This is a genomic window from Streptomyces sp. NPDC002730, from assembly GCF_042888805.1.
Taxonomy (GTDB): Bacteria; Actinomycetota; Actinomycetes; order Streptomycetales; family Streptomycetaceae; genus Streptomyces.
Genome location: NZ_JBIAQG010000006.1, coordinates 171752 through 189589, shown reverse-complemented (window position 1 = coordinate 189589; position 17838 = coordinate 171752). Strand labels below are relative to the sequence as shown.

13 protein-coding genes are annotated in these 17838 nt (G+C 69.5%); 10 read left to right on the top strand and 3 right to left on the bottom strand.

All coding sequences use genetic code 11. The features are described from left to right. Positions 1 to 4: 4 nt before the first annotated feature. Entirely contained in the window at positions 5 to 688 is a 684-nt protein-coding gene (locus ACFYXH_RS17170) for a maleylpyruvate isomerase family mycothiol-dependent enzyme (protein WP_389563299.1), read from the bottom strand. Between the two features lie 208 nt (positions 689 to 896). Here ACFYXH_RS17170 and uvrA point away from each other — a divergent pair, with 208 nt between their 5' ends. Next, on the top strand, positions 897 to 3983 hold the full coding sequence (gene uvrA, locus ACFYXH_RS17165) for an excinuclease ABC subunit UvrA (protein ID WP_389563298.1): 3087 nt from the start codon (positions 897 to 899) through the stop codon (positions 3981 to 3983). Positions 3984 to 4089: 106 nt separating this feature from the next. Here the strand turns inward: uvrA and ACFYXH_RS17160 are convergent, their stop codons facing one another. Next, the gene (locus ACFYXH_RS17160; protein WP_389563296.1) at positions 4090 to 4995 is read right to left on the bottom strand and encodes a carbohydrate kinase; all 906 of its coding nucleotides are present in this window, start codon (positions 4993 to 4995) and stop codon (positions 4090 to 4092) included. A 158-nt stretch (positions 4996 to 5153) separates the two neighbouring features. On the opposite strand from ACFYXH_RS17160, the gene ACFYXH_RS17155 reads away from it, so the two are divergent. After that, complete coding sequence (locus ACFYXH_RS17155) at positions 5154 to 5582, top strand: Rieske (2Fe-2S) protein (RefSeq protein ID WP_389563294.1); 429 nt, start codon at positions 5154 to 5156, stop codon at positions 5580 to 5582. Between the two features lie 45 nt (positions 5583 to 5627). Here ACFYXH_RS17155 and ACFYXH_RS17150 read toward each other — a convergent pair whose 3' ends face one another. Further along, on the bottom strand, positions 5628 to 6560 hold the full coding sequence (locus tag ACFYXH_RS17150) for a hypothetical protein (protein WP_389563293.1): 933 nt from the start codon (positions 6558 to 6560) through the stop codon (positions 5628 to 5630). A 285-nt stretch (positions 6561 to 6845) separates the two neighbouring features. Here ACFYXH_RS17150 and ACFYXH_RS17145 point away from each other — a divergent pair, with 285 nt between their 5' ends. The 8 genes from ACFYXH_RS17145 to gap all read left to right on the top strand — a co-directional run bounded on the left by ACFYXH_RS17145 (position 6846) and on the right by gap (position 17745). Continuing rightward, complete coding sequence (locus ACFYXH_RS17145; RefSeq protein ID WP_389563291.1) at positions 6846 to 7460, top strand: papain-like cysteine protease family protein; 615 nt, start codon at positions 6846 to 6848, stop codon at positions 7458 to 7460. 5 nt (positions 7461 to 7465) lie between these two features. Continuing rightward, complete coding sequence (locus tag ACFYXH_RS17140; protein ID WP_389563891.1) at positions 7466 to 8245, top strand: hypothetical protein; 780 nt, start codon at positions 7466 to 7468, stop codon at positions 8243 to 8245. A 222-nt stretch (positions 8246 to 8467) separates the two neighbouring features. Continuing rightward, complete coding sequence (uvrC, locus tag ACFYXH_RS17135) at positions 8468 to 10465, top strand: excinuclease ABC subunit UvrC (RefSeq protein ID WP_389563289.1); 1998 nt, start codon at positions 8468 to 8470, stop codon at positions 10463 to 10465. Then, positions 10462 to 11400 (top strand): RNase adapter RapZ, encoded by a 939-nt coding sequence (gene rapZ / locus ACFYXH_RS17130; protein WP_385303390.1) that lies wholly within the window; start codon positions 10462 to 10464, stop codon positions 11398 to 11400. Before uvrC ends, rapZ begins: the two co-directional genes overlap by 4 nt. After that, a complete protein-coding gene (gene yvcK, locus ACFYXH_RS17125) occupies positions 11397 to 12431 on the top strand; it encodes a uridine diphosphate-N-acetylglucosamine-binding protein YvcK (protein WP_389563287.1) in 1035 nt (344 codons plus the stop codon). The genes rapZ and yvcK overlap by 4 nt, the downstream gene beginning before the upstream one ends. Continuing rightward, positions 12422 to 13411: a DNA-binding protein WhiA gene (whiA, locus tag ACFYXH_RS17120; RefSeq protein ID WP_215093490.1), complete on the top strand. Its 990-nt coding sequence runs from the start codon at positions 12422 to 12424 to the stop codon at positions 13409 to 13411. Before yvcK ends, whiA begins: the two co-directional genes overlap by 10 nt. 164 nt (positions 13412 to 13575) lie before the next feature. Further along, positions 13576 to 16524, top strand: coding sequence for a M14 family zinc carboxypeptidase (locus ACFYXH_RS17115; protein WP_389563285.1), 2949 nt, complete (start codon positions 13576 to 13578; stop codon positions 16522 to 16524). A 216-nt stretch (positions 16525 to 16740) separates the two neighbouring features. Continuing rightward, positions 16741 to 17745 carry a type I glyceraldehyde-3-phosphate dehydrogenase gene (gene gap / locus ACFYXH_RS17110; protein ID WP_389563283.1) on the top strand — a complete coding sequence of 335 codons (1005 nt, stop codon included), beginning with the start codon at positions 16741 to 16743 and terminating at the stop codon, positions 17743 to 17745. The last annotated feature ends 93 nt before the right edge of the window (positions 17746 to 17838 follow it).

Below are 17838 nucleotides of genomic sequence, written 5' to 3'. Positions count from 1 at the left end.
AAGCCTATAGCGGGGGCAGTGCGGGAAGCAGGGCTCCCGCGGTGTCCAGGTCCGCTCCGTCGCGACGGCCGGCGAGCCAGCCGAGCAGCGCGGGGGCGGCCCCGGAGACCGTGACCGGGGCGCCGTCCTCACCGCCGGTCTGCCACTCGCCGGTGTCCGCGACGATCCGGGTCGGCGGGACGCCGGCGCGGCCGGAGAAACGCTGCGCGAGGAAGGCGATCTCCCGCCCGGTGAACTCCTCCGGCAGGTCCTCCAGCGCGTAGCCGATGCCCAGATCCACGTGGTGCAGCTCGACCTCGATGAGACGGCGGAACGGGACGCGGGCCGCGACATCCGTCACACCGTTACGGAGCTCGACGGTGCGGCTCCAGTCGGCAGGGACGGCGCCCACGGCCTGGAAGCGGGCGGCGGTGTCACGCACATCGGCGAGCTGGGCTGCCAGGGTGCGGGGGGCGTCCCGCTCGATGTCGGCCTCGCGCGCCTCGGCGCTCACATACATCGGGCGGCCGTCGAGAACATTTACGAGTGCGTCGGCGTTACGGGAGAGATGGGCCAGGACATGACCGCGGCTCCAGCCCGGAAGCTGCGACGGTTCCGCGGTGCCGACGTCGTCCAGTCCGGCGGCTGCGCTGAGGAGCCGGTCGGTCGCTTCACGTACAGAGGCCAGGTCGCGCAGTGGATCGATCATGGGGCTGACGATAGTCGCGCCACACGATCGGGTGAAGGTGGCAGAGCGCAGCCGTAATTCGAATGCGCGTGCTATAGGCTCGTCAGAGGTATCCGGCATCCTGGATGACGGCAGCCGATTCACAGCTTGGATTCAATCGATCCGGCGGCCCCCCTAGTCTGGGACGGGGGCTGTGCCCCCGCTTATCTCAAGAAAGGTGCGCACCGGCGTGGCCGACCGTCTCATCGTTCGTGGCGCTCGCGAGCACAATCTCAAGAACGTCTCGCTCGACCTCCCGCGTGACTCTCTCATCGTCTTCACCGGGCTCTCGGGGTCGGGCAAGTCGTCCCTCGCGTTCGACACGATCTTCGCCGAGGGGCAGCGCCGGTACGTAGAGTCGCTCTCCTCATACGCCCGGCAGTTCCTCGGACAGATGGACAAGCCGGACGTCGACTTCATCGAGGGCCTCTCCCCGGCCGTCTCCATCGACCAGAAGTCGACCTCGCGCAACCCGCGCTCGACGGTCGGCACCATCACCGAGGTCTACGACTACCTCCGGCTGCTGTTCGCCCGTATCGGCAAGCCGCACTGCCCTGAGTGCGGCCGGCCCATCACGCGCCAGTCGCCGCAGGCCATCGTGGACAGGGTCCTCGAGCTGCCCGAGGGCAGCCGCTTCCAGGTGCTCTCGCCGCTGGTGCGCGAGCGCAAGGGAGAGTTCGTCGACCTCTTCGCCGATCTGCAGACCAAGGGGTACAGCCGGGCGCGGGTCGACGGGCAGACCATTCAGCTCTCCGAGCCGCCCACATTGAAGAAGCAGGAGAAGCACACCATTGAGGTGGTCGTCGACCGCCTCACTGTCAAGGACAGCGCCAAGCGCCGGCTGACCGACTCGGTCGAGACCGCGCTCGGCCTCTCCGGCGGCATGGTCGTGCTCGACTTCGTCGACCTCGCCGAGGACGACCCCGAGCGTGAGCGGATGTACTCCGAGCACCTCTACTGCCCGTACGACGATCTCTCCTTCGAGGAGCTGGAGCCCCGCTCCTTCTCCTTCAACTCGCCCTTCGGCGCCTGCCCCGACTGCACCGGCATCGGCACCCGCATGGAGGTCGACCCCGAGCTGATCGTCCCGGACGAGGAGAAGTCCCTCGACGAAGGGGCGATCCACCCCTGGTCGCACGGCCACACCAAGGAGTACTTCGGGCGGCTGATCGGCGGCCTCGCCCAGGCACTCGGCTTCTCCACCGACATGCCCTGGGCCGGACTGCCGCAGCGCGCCAAGAAGGCCCTGCTGTACGGGCACAAGACCCAGGTCGAGGTGCGCTACCGCAACAGATACGGACGAGAGCGCGCCTACACCACCCCCGCCTTCGAGGGGGCCGTGCAGTTCGTCAAGCGGCGGCACAGCGAGGCCGAGAGCGACTCCAGCAGGGAGCGCTTCGAGGGCTATATGCGTGAGGTGCCCTGCCCGACCTGTGAGGGCACCCGGCTGAAGCCGATCGTCCTCGCGGTCACGGTGATGGAGAAGTCCATCGCCGACATCGCCGCGATGTCGATCAGCGAGTGCGCGGACTTCCTTGGCGAGCTGAAGCTGAACGCCCGCGACAAGAAGATCGCCGAGCGGGTGCTCAAGGAGGTCAACGAACGGCTGAAGTTCCTGGTCGACGTCGGCCTCGACTACCTGTCGCTGAACCGCGCGGCCGGCACCCTCTCCGGCGGCGAGGCGCAGCGCATCCGGCTCGCCACCCAGATCGGCTCCGGTCTGGTCGGCGTGCTCTACGTCCTGGACGAGCCGTCCATCGGCCTGCACCAGCGCGACAACCACCGGCTCATCGAGACCCTGGTCAGGCTGCGCGACATGGGCAATACGCTCATCGTCGTCGAGCACGACGAGGACACCATCAAGGTGGCCGACTGGGTCGTCGACATCGGACCGGGCGCCGGTGAGCACGGCGGCAAGGTCGTGCACTCCGGCTCGTTGAAGGAGCTGCTGGCCAACAAGGATTCGATCACCGGTCAGTATCTGGCCGGCAAGCGGTCCATCCCGACGCCGGACATCCGCCGGCCGATGGACCCGGGACGCCGACTCACCGTCCACGGCGCCCGTGAGAACAATCTGCGCGACATCGACGTCTCCTTCCCGCTCGGGGTGCTGACGGCCGTCACCGGCGTCTCAGGATCCGGCAAGTCGACGCTGGTCAACGACATCCTCTACACCCACCTGGCCCGCGAGCTGAACGGCGCCAAGTCGGTGCCGGGACGCCACACCCGTGTCGACGGCGACGACCTCGTCGACAAGGTGGTGCACGTCGACCAGTCGCCCATCGGCCGTACGCCCCGGTCCAACCCGGCGACGTACACCGGTGTCTTCGACCATGTCCGCAAGCTCTTCGCGGAGACGATGGAGGCCAAGGTCCGGGGTTACCTCCCCGGCCGGTTCTCCTTCAACGTCAAGGGCGGCCGTTGTGAGAACTGCTCCGGCGACGGCACCATCAAGATCGAGATGAACTTCCTGCCGGATGTGTATGTCCCGTGCGAGGTCTGCCACGGAGCGCGCTACAACCGGGAGACCCTGGAGGTCCACTACAAGGGCAAGTCCATCGCCGAGGTGCTGGACATGCCGATCGAGGAGGCGCTGGCGTTCTTCGAGGCCGTCCCGACGATCTCCCGCCATCTGCGGACGCTCAACGAGGTGGGCCTCGGCTATGTCCGGCTGGGCCAGTCAGCGCCGACGCTCTCGGGCGGTGAGGCGCAGCGGGTGAAGCTGGCGTCGGAGCTCCAGAAGCGCTCCACCGGCAGTACGGTCTACGTCCTGGACGAGCCGACGACCGGCCTCCACTTCGAGGACATCAGCAAGCTGATCCATGTGCTGTCCGGGCTGGTCGACAAGGGCAACACGGTCATCGTCATCGAGCACAACCTGGACGTCATCAAGACCGCCGACTGGGTCGTCGACATGGGCCCGGAAGGCGGCAACGGCGGCGGCCTGGTCATCGCCGAGGGCAGTCCGGAACAGGTCGCAGGAGTCCCGACCAGCCACACCGGCAAGTTCCTGCGGGACATCCTGGACGCCGACCGGATCAGCGACGCGGTGGTGCCCGCGCCCCGCAGGGCCACGAAGAAGGCACCGGCGAAGAAGGTGTCGGTGAACGAGACGGTGGTGAACAAGACGGCGTTGAACAAGACAGCGGTGAACAAGACAGCGGTGAACAAGACGGCCGCCAAGAAGACCGCTGCAGCGAAGAACTCGGTCGCCGCGAAGGCGGCTCCGGCGAAGAAGACGGCGACGGCGCGGACCAGCCGGGCCCGCAAGGCCTGAGGCCGATCACCGTCGTGTCCTCAAGCGCCGGACGGGCTGGAAAATTCAGCTCGTCCGGCGCTTGAGGACGAACCGGCTGCTTGGACGGCGGCTTCTCCCGCCGCCGTCAGCCGTCCAGCTCCGACGCGTACGGCGGCTCCGCACCCGTGCGGGAGCATGTCACCGCCGCCGCCCGTGACGCGAAGCGCAGCACGTCACGCCAGCCGTCCGCGTCCAGCGCGTCCAGCACGGCTGACGCGTCCGCCGACAGGGCGTCCCGGGCCGCGAGGCTGTGCAGCAGCGCCGCGTTCACCGTGTCGCCCGCGCCAATCGTGTCGGCGACCGACACCGGCGTGGCCGGAACCGAGACCTCCAGCGCGCCCCGCGTCCGTACCGTCATCCCCGCCGCACCCCGCGTCAGTACCACCGCCGCAGGCCCCTCGGGCACGCCGCCGAGCCACTCCGCGTCATCCTCCGAGAGCTTCAGCAGCGACACATACGGCAGCCACCCGGCGAACCGCGCCCGATAGGCGTCCGCGTCAGGGATCAGACCGCCCCTGATGTTCGGGTCGAGCAAGGTGAAGACCCCGCGCCCCGCCTCCCGCCGCAGCAGCGCCTCGTACGCGGTCGCGCCCGGCTCCAGCACCAGCGAGCAGGTTCCGAGCGCCAGGGCCCGTACCGAATCCGGCAGCGGCGGCGGCAACTCGAAGAGCCGGTCCGCGCTGCCCTGCGCGTAGAAGCCGTACCCGGCGGAGCCGTCCGCGCCTATGGCCGCGACCGCGAGCGTCGTCGGCTCGGGGCCGCGTTGTACCAGGGACGTCCCGACCCCCGCCGAATGCAGCCCGGCCAGTAGCGCCTCGCCGAAACCGTCCGTCGAGACACGCGAGCAGAAGGTGACCGGTGCGCCGAGCCGTCCCAGGGCGACAGCCGTGTTGTACGGACCGCCACCGAGCCGCGGCAGCAGCATCGGCAACGGCTCGCCGCCCCCCTGCGGGACCAGGTCGATCAAGGACTCTCCGGCGACGACGATCACGGCCCAGAACGTAACCCATCGCCCCAGGACGTAACAGGTGGCCCGCACGAAGGGCCGCCGTTCTCCGCCGGTATCGTCGGGTCTGTCACCGACACCCCGTCCGCGACACCCTGTCCGCGACGCCCCGTCCGACCGATGCCCTGATCAGTGGAGATTCCATGTCCGGCCAGCCCACCGCCCGCCGCACCGTGCTGAAAGGCGCCGCCCTCGCCGGGGCCGCCGGGCTGGGAGTCGCCGCCTGCTCCACCGAATCGAAGCTCGGTCACGCCGAGAACCCCACGCCGACCGCGCCCGTCGACCTCGGCTCGGCCGACGCCGTCCCGGTCGGCGGCGCCAAGCTCTACCGCGAGCAGCGCCTCGTCGTCAGCTGCCCGGCCAAGGGCCAGTACAAGGCCTTCAGCGCACAGTGCACGCACGCGGGCTGCGTCCTCGACAAGCTCGAGGGCACCGAGGGCAACTGCCCCTGCCACGGCAGCCGCTTCGACGTCACGACCGGAAAGGCGGTCCGCGGCCCGGCGACCGTGCCGCTCCCCGAGGTCCCGGTCAAGGTGGCGGGCGGCAAGCTCGTCGCGGCCCCCGACGCCTAGGGCGGGACTTCCCAAACCCGCCCTAGCCGTCAACAGGTCGGCTGCTCACTCCCAGTCCCAGTCGATCCCGAGGATCCCGGGCCGTACGCCCTGCTCCACGGTGTGGACCGTACGGTGCCGTCCGCTCAGCGTCAGATCCGTCCGGGCACCCCGCGGCGTACCCGTCGTGGCCTGCGCGAACCTGCGGCACCGCACCGGCAGCGCACCCTCGTCGAAGCGCACCTGCAGGACGTACTGCCCGCCCGCGAAGCTGAAGCCCCGCACATACTCACCGCTCGGCCCGCCGGTCCCGTCCTCGAAGCCGTAGCCGAAGAAGTACGTCTCACCCGCGCGCAGCCGGGCGTCGAACAGCAGCTCTGCGACGAGCACCCCGGTCTCCCGGTGCCACCGCACCCGCCCGGTGCGGCAGTTCTCCAGCGCGCTCACCTCCACCCGGGCCGGGTCGCAGCCCGGGTCGCCGTGGTGGATGGCCAGATAGCGGTCGATGCCGTCACGGTGGGCGCGTACGACGTGCTGCGAGTCGCGCTCCACCAGCTCGCGCCCCGCCCCGATCCGTACCCGCTCGTGGTGCCCGACCGTGTGCAGCCCACCGTCCGTCGGCTGCTCGAGGTCGGCCAGCAGTTGCTCGACCGCGCCGGACGCCTCCACCAGTGAGCGGTACGAGCGCGCGGCGGGGCGCTCGACATCGCCGCGCGCGCCGCCCTCGCCGACGCCGAGCAGCCGGATCAGCGAGTTCCCCGGCAGCTCGAGCACCTCCTCCAAGGCGCGTACGGCGCGCAGCGACTCGGGCCGTTGCGGGCGGCGCGCACCCTGCTGCCAGTAACTGAGGCTGGTCACCCCCACCTTGATGCCGCGGTGGGCGAGGTGGTGCTGCACTCGCTGGAGCGGCAGTCCACGCACCGCGAGGGCGGCGCGCAGCGCCAGATGGAACGGGCCGGTGTGCAGCACCTGTGCCAGATCGGCCTCGGTGTGCCCCATGGTTCCTCCAGCGGCTTTCAGGGATCTCAGAGATCTCAGGGATCTCGGGGGTCTCAGGGGTTTCAGGGATCGAGTGAATGTTCACGAGGTTGGCGAACCGCTGTGGGTGGGCGGCGACAGGCGTGCAGGTGGAGCGGGACGGAGGTGTTCACATCCCGGCCGCAGCATTCACAGCGCGTGTCACCCCGCATTGAAGCGTGTTGACCTGGTCTCGACAAGGACTGATGCTCATCCGCAGCGTCCGGACGCGCTCCTCCATCCCCACCCCCCCTCGGGAGGAACGCGATGCGCAACACCGAGAGACGGCTGCCTGCCGCAGTGGCCGTCTTGGCTGCACTGTTCACCCTGCCCATGCCGACGGCGACCGCCGCGCAGACCGCCGCGCAGACGGACGCCCCCTCCGAAACCCGTGCCACCCTCGCCTGGAAGCGCCTGGACATCGCCATGCAGGCGCAGCAGAAGACCAACTGGTGCTGGGCGGCCGGTGGCAACACCATCGCGGCGTACTTCGGCAGGAACTACTCCCAGAACCAGTTCTGCAACGCCGCCTTCAGCCGCCAGCAGGGCAGCGAGTGCCCCAACTCGCAGGCCACGCTCGGCAATGTCCAGACTGGCCTGCGCTGGGCCGGCATCAACTCGGGGTCGTATGTCACAGGCTGGCTGCGCTACCCGACCGTACAGACCGAGATCGACGCAAACCGCCCCGTCGAGACCCGTATCCAGTGGTCGAGCGGCGGTGGGCACATGCATGTGATCTACGGCTACGACGACGCCGACAGCTGGGTCTACTGGGGCGATCCATGGCCCTCCAGCGACCGCTACAACTGGGCCTCCCACGCCTGGTACGTCGACAACGACTCCTTCTCCTGGACCCACTCGCTCTACCGGATCGGGGCGTGAGCGCGATGAAGAGGACCCCACGCGCCTCCGTCACCGCGGCCTTCGCGGCCTGTCTCTCCCTCGGCGCCATCGGCACGGCCACCGCCGCGAGCACCGGCGCCGGCGGCCCCTCCGCGGCGGATCGTGCCGAGGCCGGGCGCGCCGCCACGGCCCCCGCAACCCTTCAGACCCTGTCCCGTTTCTTCGCCCGCGACGGGGCCGCCACCAGGGCGGCGGCCGCTCCCCGCGTCGAAGGCGGCACCGTCCCCGTCTACACGCTCACGCCGGAGTTCGTGGCCGGGAAAGCGGGCGCTCCCGTCGCCCGGCTGGAGTTCCTTGCCGCCCAGGCGGTGTCGTCCGACGGCCGGAAGGCCTCGCTGTGGACGGCCCGCCAGAGCGGTCGGTGGCAGGTGGTCAACATCGCCACCGGCGACGACGAGATCCGGTACGCGGAGCAGGGCGCCCGCAAGCTGCCCGGCGGCACGGTGTTCCGTGAACCGCAGATCGACGCCTGGTACGTCAACAAGGGCCCGAAGGTCCTTCCGCTGGACGACGACGCGATACGGGCGGTGGGCAGCCACGGCACGACGCTCGCCGCCTACCGGGCCCGGGTCCGTGCCGCGTACGCGGACAAGCTCCCCGGGTCGGCGTACGCGAGCAAGGGCGGCGCGGGCGGCTACGCCGCGCATGAGGAGAACGATCGGAAGGGCGCCGTCACCTTCGCCTCGGCGGCCGCCGGAGCAGGCGCCCTCGCGGCCCTCGCCCTGTGCGGGCTGACGGCCGTCCGTCTGCGCCGCCGCGCCTGATCGGCCGGAGGCTCCGCCCCGGACCGCGGACGACCTTCGGTCGTAACCCTCGGACGCCGGGTGGGCTGAATTTCAGCCCCTCCGGCGCTTGAGGTGGGTCCCCCGTAGGGGGAGGGGTTCGGGGCGGAGCCCCGACGAGCCCCGGGCGCCCGGCGCTTCCCCCACGGTGCCGGGTGCCCGGACATGACCGCACTGTCACCGCCCGCCAGTAGGGTGGTCGACATGGCAGACCCCTCCAGCTACCGCCCCAAGCCGGGACAGATCCCCGACTCCCCGGGGGTCTACAAATTCCGCGACGAGCACCGCCGGGTGATCTACGTCGGGAAGGCCAAAAGCCTGCGCCAGCGCCTGGCCAACTACTTCCAGGATCTGGCGAATCTGCACCCGCGCACCCGCACCATGGTCACCACGGCAGCCTCCGTCGAGTGGACCGTCGTCTCCACCGAGGTCGAAGCGCTGCAGCTGGAGTACTCCTGGATCAAGGAGTTCGACCCCCGGTTCAACGTCAAGTACCGGGACGACAAGAGCTATCCGTATCTCGCGGTCACCCTCAACGAGGACTTTCCACGGGTCCAGGTCATGCGTGGCGCCAAGAAGAAGGGGGTGCGCTACTTCGGTCCGTACGGACATGCCTGGGCTATCCGCGAGACCGTCGACCTGATGCTCCGCGTCTTTCCCGTACGCACCTGTTCCGCCGGGGTCTTCAAGAACCACGCCCAGAAGGGCCGGCCCTGCCTGCTCGGCTATATCGGCAAGTGCTCGGCGCCCTGCGTGGGCCGGGTCACCCCCGAGGAACACCGCGAACTGGCCGAGGAGTTCTGCGACTTCATGGCCGGCCGCACCGGCACGTACATCCGCCGCCTGGAGAAGCAGATGATGGCGGCCGCCGATGAGATGGAGTACGAGAAGGCCGCCCGGCTGCGCGACGACATAGAGGCCCTCAAGCGGGCCCTGGAGAAGAACGCCGTCGTGCTGGCCGACGCCACCGACGCCGATCTGATCGCCGTCGCCGAGGACGAGCTCGAAGCCGCGGTACAGATCTTCCACGTCCGCGGCGGACGCGTCCGCGGCCAGCGCGGCTGGGTCACCGACAAGGTCGAGGCCGTCGACACCGCCGGCCTCGTCGAACACGCCCTGCAGCAGCTGTACGGCGAGGAGCGCGGCGATGCCGTCCCCAAGGAGGTGCTCGTCCCCGCCCTCCCCGAGGACACCGACGCGGTCACCCAGTGGCTGAGCGACCGCCGCGGCTCGCACGTCTCGCTCCGCATCCCGCAGCGCGGCGACAAGAAGGACCTGATGGCGACGGTCCAGCGCAACGCCGTACAGGCGCTCGGCCTGCACAAGACCAAACGGGCCAGCGATCTCACCACCCGCTCCCGCGCACTGGAGGAGATCGCCGAGGCCCTCGGCCTCGACTCGGCGCCGCTGCGGATCGAGTGCTTCGACATCTCGCACCTCCAGGGCGAGGACGTCGTGGCGTCCATGGTGGTCTTCGAGGACGGCCTGGCCCGCAAGAGCGAGTACCGCCGCTTCCAGATCAAGGGTCGTGTCGGAGACGAGCAAATCTGGCACGGCGAGGGGCAGGACGACGTCCGGTCCATGCACGAGGTGGTCGCCCGCCGCTTCAGGCGGTACCTCGCAGAAAAGGACAAGACGGGGGAGTGGATCGGTGACGACACCCCCGACGACGACGGAAAGCCCAAGCGCTTCGCATATCCGCCCCAGCTCGTCGTCGTCGACGGCGGACAGCCCCAGGTGGCCGCCGCCCAGCGTGCCCTCGACGAGCTCGGCATCGACGATGTCGCCGTCTGCGGCCTCGCCAAGCGCCTCGAAGAGGTCTGGCTGCCGCACGACGACGATCCCGTGGTCCTGCCCCGCTCGAGCGAGGGCCTGTATCTGCTTCAGCGGGTCCGTGACACGGCTCACGACTTCGCCATCCGCTACCAGCGCTCCAAGCGGCGCCATCGCATCAGGACCAGCCCGCTGGACGCGATCCCCGGCCTCGGCGACACCCGGAAGCAGGCTCTGATCAAGCATTTCGGCTCGGTGAAGCGGCTGAAGCAGGCGACAATCGAGCAGATCTGCGAGGTACCGGGCATGGGCCGGAAGACGGCGGAGGCCGTCGTAGTGGCCCTCGCCCAGGCGGCTCCTGCCGCGCCTGCCGTGAATACGGCAACAGGAGAGATCATTGAAGAGAGCGACGGGGGCAGCACGACATGACTGAGCACGATGGAGACGGAGCAGCAGACGTGAGTACGGGCACCACGACCGAGCCCGGCGGAGCCGCTGACGCGGCCATCCCCGAGCTGGTCATCATCTCCGGAATGTCGGGCGCCGGGCGCAGCACGGCCGCGAAGTGTCTCGAGGACCTCGGCTGGTTCGTCGTCGACAACCTGCCGCCCGCGCTGATCCCCACCATGGTGGAGCTCGGCGCCCGCTCGCAGGGCAATGTCGCCCGGATCGCCGTCGTCGTCGACGTCCGCGGCCGGCGGTTCTTCGACAACCTCCGCGAATCCCTCGCCGACCTCGACTCCAAGCAGGTCACCCGGCGGATCGTCTTCCTCGAGTCGTCCGACGACGCCCTGGTCCGCCGTTTCGAGTCGGTTCGCAGGCCCCACCCCCTCCAGGGCGACGGCCGGATCGTCGACGGCATCGCCGCCGAGCGTGATCTGCTGCGTGAGCTGCGCGGCGACGCCGACCTGGTGATCGACACCTCCAGCCTGAACGTCCATGAGCTGCGCGCCAAGATGGACGCCCAGTTCGCGGGCGACGAGGAGCCGGAGCTGCGCGCCACGGTGATGTCGTTCGGATTCAAGTACGGACTGCCGGTCGACGCGGACCTCGTCGTCGACATGCGCTTCCTGCCGAACCCGCACTGGGTCCCGGAGCTGCGCCCCTTCACCGGCCTCAACGAAGAAGTCTCGAACTACGTCTTCAACCAGCCCGGCGCCAAGGAGTTCCTGGACCGCTACACCGAGCTGCTCCAGCTGATCGCCGCGGGCTACCGGCGCGAGGGCAAGCGGTACGTCACCATCGCGGTCGGCTGCACCGGTGGTAAGCACCGCTCCGTCGCCACGTCCGAGAAGCTGGCCGCCCGGCTCTCCTCGGCGGGGATCGAGACCGTCGTCGTCCACCGGGACATGGGGCGCGAGTGACCGGACGCAATCTCCGTCTGCGGCGGCTGCGCAGGTCCACGCACGCGCTGTCGGGACGGAAACGCGGCGCGCAGCCCAAGGTCGTCGCGCTCGGCGGCGGCATGGGCCTGTCCGCGTCGCTCACCGCCCTGCGCCGTATCACCGGCGACCTCACCGCGGTCGTCACCGTCGCCGACGACGGCGGCTCCAGCGGCCGGCTCCGCGACGAGCTCGGCGTGCTGCCGCCCGGCGACCTGCGCAAGGCCCTGGCGGCGCTGTGCGGCGACGACGACTGGGGCCAGACCTGGGCACGGGTGATCCAGCACCGCTTCCAGTCCCAGGGCGAACTGCACGAACACGCGGTCGGCAATCTGCTGATAGTGGCCCTGTGGGAGCAGCTCGGCGACCATGTCCTGGCCCTGGACCTGGTCGGCAAACTGCTGGGTGCGCACGGCCGGGTGCTGCCGATGTCCGCCGTGCCACTGGAGCTGCAGGCGTTGGTACGGGGCCATGACCCGGCGCGCCCCGACGATGTGGACACGGTGCGCGGCCAGGCGACCGTCGCGCTGACACCCGGTGAGGTGCAGTCGGTGCACCTCGTCCCGCACGACCCGCCCGCCGTCCCCGAGGCCGTTGCCGCCGTCCTGGACGCCGACTGGGTGGTTCTCGGCCCCGGCTCCTGGTTCTCCTCGGTGATCCCCCATCTGCTGGTGCCCGAGCTGCTGGACGCGCTGATCGAGACGAAAGCCCGCCGGGTCCTCTCGCTCAACCTCGCGCCGCAGCCCGGTGAAACCGATGGCTTCTCACCGCAGCGTCATTTGGAGGTTTTGGGACGACACGCGCCTAAACTCGCCCTGGACGTGGTGCTGGCCGACGAGGCCGCCGTGCCCGACCGCGAGTCCCTCGCCGACGCCGCCAAGCGGTTCGGCGCCGCGGTCGAGCTGGCGCCCGTGGCCTCGCCCGACGGAGTTCCGAAGCACGACCCGGAGCTGTTGGCCGCCGCGTACGACCGTATTTTTCGGATGCATGGAAGGATCGGCCCATGGCGATGACGGCAGCGGTGAAGGACGAAATCTCCCGGCTTCCCGTCACCCGGACCTGCTGCAGAAAGGCAGAGGTCTCGGCGATTCTTCGGTTCGCGGGCGGGCTGCACCTGGTCAGCGGTCGCATTGTGATCGAGGCGGAGCTGGACACAGGGATTGCGGCGCGGCGGCTCAAGCGGGACATCCTGGAGATCTTCGGGCACAGCTCCGAGCTGATGGTGATGGCGCCGGGCGGACTGCGCCGCGGCTCCCGTTACGTGGTACGGGTGGTGGCAGGCGGTGACCAGCTGGCGCGTCAGACCGGTCTGGTCGACGGCCGCGGCCGCCCGATCCGCGGACTGCCGCCGCAGGTTGTCTCCGGCGCCACCTGTGACGCGGAGGCCGCCTGGCGCGGCGCGTTCCTGGCGCACGGCTCGCTCACCGAGCCGGGCCGCTCCTCCTCGCTCGAGGTCACCTGCCCCGGTCCGGAGGCAGCCCTCGCGCTGGTCGGCGCGGCCCGCCGGCTCTCCATCGCCGCCAAGGCCCGCGAGGTACGCGGCGTGGACCGTGTCGTCGTACGGGACGGGGACGCGATCGGCGCGCTGCTGACCCGTCTCGGGGCGCACGAGTCCGTACTGGCCTGGGAGGAGCGGCGGATGCGGCGCGAGGTGCGCGCCACCGCCAACCGTCTCGCCAACTTCGACGACGCCAACCTGCGCCGCTCGGCCCGCGCCGCGGTCGCCGCCGGTGCCCGGGTGCAGCGCGCGCTGGAGATCCTCGGCGAGGAGGTGCCCGAGCATCTCGCCGCCGCCGGCCGGCTGCGGATGGAGCACAAGCAGGCCTCTCTTGAGGAGCTGGGGGCGCTCGCCGACCCGCCGCTGACCAAGGACGCGGTCGCGGGCCGGATCCGCCGGCTGCTGGCGATGGCCGACAAGCGGGCCCAGGACCTCGGCATTCCGGGTACGGAGTCCAATCTCACCGAGGAGATGGCGGACGGCCTCGTCGGCTGAGTGTCCGCCGAATGTCAGCCTCCACGTTTCACCGACCGCTGTCGGCGCCCTCGCGGCGCCGACAGCGTCGTTGTGTCCACCTGTAAGCACTCTTGACATGATCATGAGGTGACATGAGCCTGGCGTCTGGCCACTTTCGGGGCACACAACAGCAAGGGGGGCTAATGAGACGCAGAGCGAGATCGATCCTCGCAGCGGCTTCACTGCTCGCAGCCGGACTGGCGGCGGCACCGATCGCCCAAGCTCAACAGGGGGGCGAGGGCGGCGACGGACTCTCCGTATGGCACGCGAAAGTCGGTAAGGCGCAGGTGCCTCTGATCCTCGCCGCAGGCACCGACGCTCATGAACTGACCGAGCAGGTGCCCGACAAGGGCACCGCGACTGTCGAGCTGTTCCTCACCAAGGAGCAGGCCGGCGAACTGCGCGGGCAGGGCGTCGACATCACCGAGCACACGGTCTCGGCCAAGTCCGAGAAGCGCGTGGCGGCCGCGGGCGACGGCGTCTTCCGCCCGTACAGCGGCGACAACGGCCTGCAGCGCGAGATCCTCGCCACCGGACAGGCCAACCCGAACCTGACCAAGGTCGTCAGCATCGGCAAGACCCTCAAGGGCCAGGACATCCTCGCTCTCAAGATCAGCAAGGGTGCCAAGAAGTACAAGGACGGCTCCAAGCCCTCCACGCTGTACCTCTCCAATCAGCACGCCCGCGAGTGGATCACCCCCGAGATGACCCGGCGGCTGATGCACTACTACCTCGCCAACTACGGCAAGGACCCGCGGGTCACCAAGATCGTGGACTCCACCGAGCTGTGGTTCGTCATCTCCGCCAACCCCGACGGCTACGACTACACCTTCACCGGCACCGACCAGCGCCAGTGGCGCAAGAACCTGCGCGACAACAACGGTGACGGCAAGATCGCCCCCGGCGACGGCGTGGACCTCAACCGCAACTTCGCCTACAAGTGGGGCTACGACAACGAGGGTTCGTCCCCCGACCCGGCCGACGAGACCTTCCGCGGCACCGGCCCTGCCTCCGAGCCCGAGACCAAGGCCCTCGACGCCTTCGAGAAGCGCATCGGTTTCGAGTACGGCATCAACTACCACTCCGCGGCCCAGCTGCTGCTGTACGGAGTCGGCTGGCAGGTCGCGACCCCGACGCCGGACGACGTCCTCTACAAGTCGCTCGCCGGTACGCCCGAGAAGTCCGCGGTTCCCGGCTACCGCCCACAGGTCTCCTCCGAGCTCTACACCACCAATGGCGAGGCCGACGGACACGCCGCCAACGTCAACGGGATGATGATGTACACCCCGGAGATGTCGACCTGCGGAACTGCCTCGCGCATCGACCCCAACGACCCCTGGAACGCGGCCGACTGCGCCTCGGTCTTCACCTTCCCGGACGACGAGAAGCTGATTCAGCAGGAGTTCGCCAAGAACATCCCGTTCGCGCTCTCCGTCGCCGAGACCGCCGCCCACGCCGACCAGCCGTCCTCCTCGCTGGGGCTTACGGCCGCGGACTTCACCCCTGACGCCTTCACCACCTCCTACGCGCGCGGCGGCGACCAGGAAGTGTCCGTCGTCGCCCGCAAGTCGGTACGCGACAAGGAGCTCAAGTACCGCGTCAACGGCGGCCGTACGCACGACCAGGCACTCAAGGCCTGGAAGGGCGGCGAGACCTACGGCGGCGACGACAACATCCGCTTCGACGAGTACCGCGCCAAGGTGCAGGACGGCGACGTCGGAGACAAGGTCGAGGTCTGGTTCACCGGCGAGACCAGGGCCGGAAAGCCCACCGCCAGCGAGCACTTCACATACACGATCGCCGAACGGCCGCGCGGCGACACGCTGGTGCTCGCGGAAGAGGGCGGCACCGTCGCGGCGCAGCACACCGCCGCATACACCAAGGCCCTCGCCGACAACGGCCACAAGGCCGCCGTCTGGGACGTCGCCACACAGGGCGTCCCGAACGCCCTCGGCGTGCTCGGCAACTTCGAGACAGTCGTCTGGTACACCGGCGCCAACCAGCCCTCCGCTGCGACCACCCGGGCCGTACGGGACTTCCTCAACGAGGGCGGCAAGCTGATCAACGCCGGTGAGCAGGCCGGCGGCAGTATCGACCTCGGCGGCGCCGACTCCAACGACTTCTCCCAGTACTACCTCGGCGCCTACAACCGGATCGGGCTCAAGTCCCCGCCGTCCTTCGCGGGCGCCGGGAAACTCGCGGGTGCGAAGGCCTCTCTCGCCGATGCGCCCGGCAACCCGCTCGACCTGGCCGGTGCGTACACCGTCACTTCGGACACCCTGAAGCCCGACCAGTTCCCGAAGTTCAGGAGCGCGCCCGCGGGCGACTTCCCAGGCATCCGCACCCCGTTCGAGCCGGCCGAAGGCTCCTGGTTCGCGGCGGCGAAGCACCAGGACAACGCGTACATGCGGCTGGCACGGACCGTGGACCTGTCCGGGACGGCGGCCGGCGCCAAGCCGAGCCTGCAGTTCCAGCTCAGCTACGACACCGAGCGCAGCTACGACAACGTCATCGTGGAGGCGCACACGGTCGGCCAGGACGACTGGACGACCCTGCCGGACGCCAACGGCGGCACCACCACCACGGTGCCCGTCCAGTGCGAGGAGGGCTTCTATGTGGCGGGCCACCCCTTCCTCGCCCGTTATCTGACCGTCGCCGACAGCGGCTGCACGGCGACCGGCACCAGTGGCGCCTGGAACCGCTTCACCGGCTCCTCCAACGGCTGGCAGCCGGTCTCCATCGACCTCAGCGCCTACGCGGGCAAGCAGGTCGAGCTCTCCGTCTCCTATGTCTCGGACCCGGGCACCGGCGGAATCGGCGCCTTCGTCGACGACACCAGGCTCGTCGTCTCCGGGACCGCGCAGGGTCCCGAGGGCTTCGAGACCGCCCTGGGACCGTGGAGCGTCCCCGGACCGCCGGCCGGCAGCCCCGGGAACGCGGGCGACTGGGCGCGTGCCCAGGCGCTCTTCCACACACAGGCGGCCGTCACCACCCGGGACACCGTGCTGCTGGGCTTCGGCCTGGAGCATGTGCCCGGCGCGGCCGACCGCAAGCAGGTCATCGGGAAGGCGCTGAGCGCCCTCCGGCGCTGACGCTGCGTAGCCGGGACCGGGTCGGCCACAACGCCCTGGTCCCGGCGGAGGTCCGGCGGCTCTCGCCCCTACTGGGGGGTAGGGTCCGCCGGGCCACGCACGGGCCCTCTCGATGTCACTCCGGGGCCGCCAGGGGGGTAGGGTCGTAGGCGGTCGGGGACATCCCATACAGCTCGCCGGCGTCGAAACCCGGCGTACCAACGAGGAGATCGGTTCGTGACGATCCGCGTAGGCATCAACGGCTTTGGCCGCATCGGTCGTAACTACTTCCGCGCGCTGCTGGAGCAGGGTGCTGACATCGAGATCGTGGCTGTCAACGACCTTGGTGACACTGCGACCACCGCCCACCTGCTGAAGTACGACACCATTCTGGGCCGCCTCAAGGCCGACGTGTCGCACACCGAGGACACCATCACCGTCGACGGCCGCACCATCAAGGTGCTGTCCGAGCGCAACCCCGCGGACATTCCGTGGGGCGAGCTGGGCGTCGACATCGTGATCGAGTCCACCGGTATCTTCACGAAGAAGGCCGACGCCGCGAAGCACATCGCCGGCGGCGCCAAGAAGGTCCTCATCTCGGCTCCGGCCAAGGACGAGGACATCACCATCGTGATGGGCGTCAATCAGGACAAGTACGACGCGGCCAACCACCACGTCATCTCCAACGCCTCCTGCACCACGAACTGTGTGGCGCCGATGGCCAAGGTTCTCCTCGAGAACTTCGGCATCGTCAAGGGCCTGATGACGACGGTTCACGCGTACACGAACGACCAGCGCATCCTGGACTTCCCGCACTCGGACCTGCGCCGCGCCCGCGCCGCCGCCGAGAACATCATCCCGACCACCACCGGTGCCGCCAAGGCCACCGCGCTGGTCATCCCGGAGCTGGCGGGCAAGCTCGACGGCATCGCGATGCGCGTCCCGGTCCCCACCGGCTCCGTGACCGACCTGGTCATCGAGCTCGAGCGTGAGGTCACCAAGGACGAGGTCAACACCGCGTTCCAGAAGGCCGCAGAGGGTGAGCTCAAGGGCATCCTCGACTACACCGAGGACGCGATCGTCTCCTCGGACATCGTCAACTGGCCGGCCTCCTGCACCTTCGACTCCTCCCTGACCATGGTCCAGGGCAAGAACGTCAAGGTCATCGGCTGGTACGACAACGAGTGGGGCTACTCCAACCGTCTGGTCGACCTCACGGTCTTCGTCGGCGGTCAGCTCTAATCAGCAACGAGAGCAGCAACATGTGATCGACAGGGCTCGGGCAGCGCAACGCAGCGCAGTCCGAGCCCTGTCGCACGCCCAGCCTGAGGAGCC

What these genes read in the sequence shown, in the direction of transcription:
- ACFYXH_RS17115 (WP_389563285.1), top strand. Translation starts at nt 13,576, where the DNA reads ATGAGACGCAGAGCGAGATCGATCCTCGCAGCGGCTTCACTGCTCGCA.
- uvrC (WP_389563289.1), top strand. Translation starts at nt 8,468, where the DNA reads ATGGCAGACCCCTCCAGCTACCGCCCCAAGCCGGGACAGATCCCCGAC.
- ACFYXH_RS17170 (WP_389563299.1), bottom strand. Translation starts at nt 688, where the DNA reads ATGATCGATCCACTGCGCGACCTGGCCTCTGTACGTGAAGCGACCGAC.
- rapZ (WP_385303390.1), top strand. Translation starts at nt 10,462, where the DNA reads ATGACTGAGCACGATGGAGACGGAGCAGCAGACGTGAGTACGGGCACC.
- whiA (WP_215093490.1), top strand. Translation starts at nt 12,422, where the DNA reads ATGGCGATGACGGCAGCGGTGAAGGACGAAATCTCCCGGCTTCCCGTC.
- ACFYXH_RS17145 (WP_389563291.1), top strand. Translation starts at nt 6,846, where the DNA reads ATGCGCAACACCGAGAGACGGCTGCCTGCCGCAGTGGCCGTCTTGGCT.
- ACFYXH_RS17150 (WP_389563293.1), bottom strand. Translation starts at nt 6,560, where the DNA reads ATGGGGCACACCGAGGCCGATCTGGCACAGGTGCTGCACACCGGCCCG.
- ACFYXH_RS17140 (WP_389563891.1), top strand. Translation starts at nt 7,466, where the DNA reads ATGAAGAGGACCCCACGCGCCTCCGTCACCGCGGCCTTCGCGGCCTGT.
- ACFYXH_RS17155 (WP_389563294.1), top strand. Translation starts at nt 5,154, where the DNA reads ATGTCCGGCCAGCCCACCGCCCGCCGCACCGTGCTGAAAGGCGCCGCC.